The following is a 3,260-nucleotide window of genomic DNA, read 5'->3' on the forward strand; positions in this document are numbered from 1 at the left end:
GCAGCGATTACCCGACACCGGACGGCACCGGTGTGCGTGACTATATCCATGTCGTGGATCTCGCCCAGGGCCATGTCGCGGCGCTGAAGGAAATCTTCCGTTCGGGTCGCAGCTTCACGGTCAATCTCGGCACGGGGCAGGGCTACAGCGTGCTGGAAATGGTGAAGGCATTTGAAAAGGCAAGCGGGCGTCCGATTCCCTACCAGATCACCGCGCGCCGGCCGGGCGACATCGCTGTGTGCTATGCCGATCCGACGACGGCGAGCCGGATGCTGGACTGGCGGGCGAAGAAGGGGCTGGAGGAGATGTGTGCGGATCACTGGCGCTGGCAGAGTACGAATCCGAAGGGGTTTCAGGATTGATTGGTATTCGGAATTGATGGTGGTATGCCGGCCGCTGGCGCTTGGCGTTTTGTATGAAAGCAGCTTGATCAGCGTCATTGCATTCCCTCCAGGCACTGCACTGATTCTTTCCCTTATAGGCGGGCGTAGCATGGGTTTCATGGAGCATGTCCTACGCCTGCGCAACGGTACGCGCTTGCAAGCGCGTACTTCTTCTCCCGAGAAATTGCAGGCCATGTCGGGAAGCGAAATAAACCCGCCTTCGGCTCAAACAAAATCCGCTTCTTCAACCGGCTTGGCCTGTCCTTTTCCGGCTGCGTCAAGCGGGATTCAATAACCACGGGCTCTGTGACTCATTGCCGCCAGTTGTTCATCAGTGGTAACGATTAACAACAAGAACGATCGACAACTGTCTTCTGACAGCCGTTTCGACCTTCAATGTTTTCGTCGTACAGCCTGGCGAATTACATTCATTTCCTTCCGCAACTCCCCACCCGACTGAACCTTCTTGACGATTCGACCACTAACCATCGGTTTGCTCATCCTGAATCATCGTCCATGCATTCCCCGGCATTAACAGGCGGAACCATGTAAGGCAAACGACATACTGAATGCCGGCCCGTTCCCGAACCGGGTACGTGATTTGCATCTCTGCCGACTCCACGCGTGTAGCGATAGGCCGCACTGGTGTCGATAGCTGCTTCCATCCGGCACTCTTCCCTAATCAAGCAATGAGCACAATGCCTAAAAACAATCGGCTGTTCGACTATTTTCAGTGGGGAGCGCTTGGCCTTTTCCTGTTGTTCCTGAGTACCGAAGTGGTGCTCGCTCTTGGCTGGCGCATGCAGCATGACACGCCGCTGCTGCATTACGTTGCGTTTCTGATTGATAAGCATCACTTCACCCCCTATAAGGATGTGTTCGAAACGAGCATGCCCGGCACCTTGCTGTTCCATCTCGCCATCGGCAAGGCGATCGGGTATTCCGATGCAGCGTTCAGGACACTGGACATGCTTTACCTGCTTGTCTTCCTTGCGGTGACATGGACGCTGATGAGGCCTTTCGGCAAGGCGGTTGCCTGCGGCAGCGTATTGCTGTTCGGCCTTATCTATATGGGCCATGGTCCGTCAATGAGCCTGCAACGCGACTATGTCGGGATTTTGCCGATTGCGATTGCATTGCTCGTGGCGACCGGCACGACGCGCAAGACATACGCGCAGTGGAGCATCATCGGTGCGCTGTTTGCAGTCTCCGCTTCGATCAAGCCGCATCTCGCCATCGGCCTGCCGGCGGTGATTGCCTATGGAGCGGTGGTCATGCGCAACGGCATCGGCGCATTTCGTACCACCTTCGTCAGACCGTTCCTGCAGATCGCGGGTGCATCGGCGATTGGTTTCGTGATCGTCTTGTCGTTGCCGTTCATCTGGCTTTGGCGCACTGGCGGCTTCCCGTATTTTCGCGAGATGTTTGCTTTCTATCTGCCGCTGCACATACAGCTCACCGGCGACCACGTGATGATTACCGGCATCGCGCGCATCCGGTATCTGCTCGATTCATACCGGAACTTCGGTGGCCTCGGCATGCTGCTGGTGCCCGTGGCGCTCGGCGCTTATATTGCCTTGTCGGACCAGGAGGACCGCTTCAAGACCCGCTTCGTCCTGCTGCTGCTTGCATTGCTCGGGCTGTACAGCTTTTACCCGGCATTGAGCGGGCAGTTCTGGGATTATCACTGGATGCCGTTTGCCTATTTCGGCAGCCTGTGCGGCGCACTCGTGCTGCTGCCCCAGGCAAGGGCGGCATCGGTATCGGCATTTGCCCCTTATCGGCGCGCCGTGCCGTTGATGGTGTTCCTGTTTGCTCTCGCGGTACTCGTGCGCATGCCGGGCGATTTCAGCCGCCAGCTCGCCGGCAAGGAGCCGATACCGCCGAAGGATGGCAAGGTGGATGAAATTGCCGGCTTCCTGAAAAGCCATCTGCGGCCGGGCGACAAGATCCAGCCATTGGACTGGACTGGTGGGGCACTTCACGCAGCACTGCTATCCGAGGCGGTGGTCGCAACGCCATATATTTATGACTACCATTTTTATCATCACGTTTCAAAGCCGCATATCCAGCACATACGACAAAAATTCATCACTGACCTGGAAGCCGAACAGCCCCGATACATCATCGACATGATCGCGAAGCCGAGGCCAAAAGGACAAGACACGACGACGGAATTTCCGGAATTGCACACTCTATTGGTGAACAACTACGCACCTGTCCATCGTGGCAACGGTTATGTCATCCTTGAAAGAAAACCGGACTCTGCGTTCGCTCTGAAGACACGATAATTTTCTACCGGTCAGCCACACTGGTCCGACCGTCATTTTTCCCGTCCCATCCCCCTACTACCGCAGTGCCGTATCCCGCCGGACGCCTTGTCCGGCCTGGGTTTTCACATCTTTTTTATATCCGCAGTGAAATGTTGTCGGCACGCCACTAACTCTTTAAATTCCTTTCTGCAATTCTTGCCTTTCTACGGAAATTCATAATTATTTCTGTGCGGCAAAGGAACTATTTCCGATGGGCAAAGCTCTGATCGGTGCTTGCTTTTGAGAATGATCAAGCTTTCATTAACGGAAATAGAAGAAAGGGGAACATCATGTACAACGCAACCGTGGATCGATTTGCAAAGAATGCCATTTCCTGTGCATGCGCTACGTTATTTTTAGTCGCTTGTGGTGGAGGTGCAGGGTCAGGTCCAACTGACGCTACGGTGAATGCCAGCGAAACATCGGCTGGCATTGCACCTGTAGCCGCAGTCGACACAGCTCCTATACCAGAACCGACTAACTCGCCATCGAATGGCGCTGCCGCTCCGGCAACGAACTCGCCCACGGATGCGCCGTCGACACCATCGACTACACCGTCGACGGG

At 55.6% G+C, this 3,260-nt stretch carries 3 protein-coding genes; 2 read left to right on the forward strand and 1 reads right to left on the reverse strand.

Annotated elements, in window-relative coordinates:
- On the forward strand, nucleotides 1–362 hold a 362-nt coding region (locus V7080_RS24890), incomplete at its 5' end, for a GDP-mannose 4,6-dehydratase (RefSeq protein WP_334191063.1).
- Between the two features lie 719 nt (nucleotides 363–1,081).
- Nucleotides 1,082–2,674, forward strand: coding sequence for a hypothetical protein (locus V7080_RS24895; protein ID WP_334191064.1), 1,593 nt, complete (start codon nucleotides 1,082–1,084; stop codon nucleotides 2,672–2,674).
- Between the two features lie 271 nt (nucleotides 2,675–2,945).
- Here the strand turns inward: V7080_RS24895 and V7080_RS24900 are convergent.
- The coding region (locus V7080_RS24900) for a hypothetical protein (RefSeq protein WP_334191065.1) at nucleotides 2,946–3,260 on the reverse strand (315 nt) is incomplete at its 5' end.

Origin of the sequence: Noviherbaspirillum sp. (assembly GCF_036846085.1) — a bacterium.
Classification (GTDB): Bacteria; Pseudomonadota; Gammaproteobacteria; order Burkholderiales; family Burkholderiaceae_D; genus Noviherbaspirillum.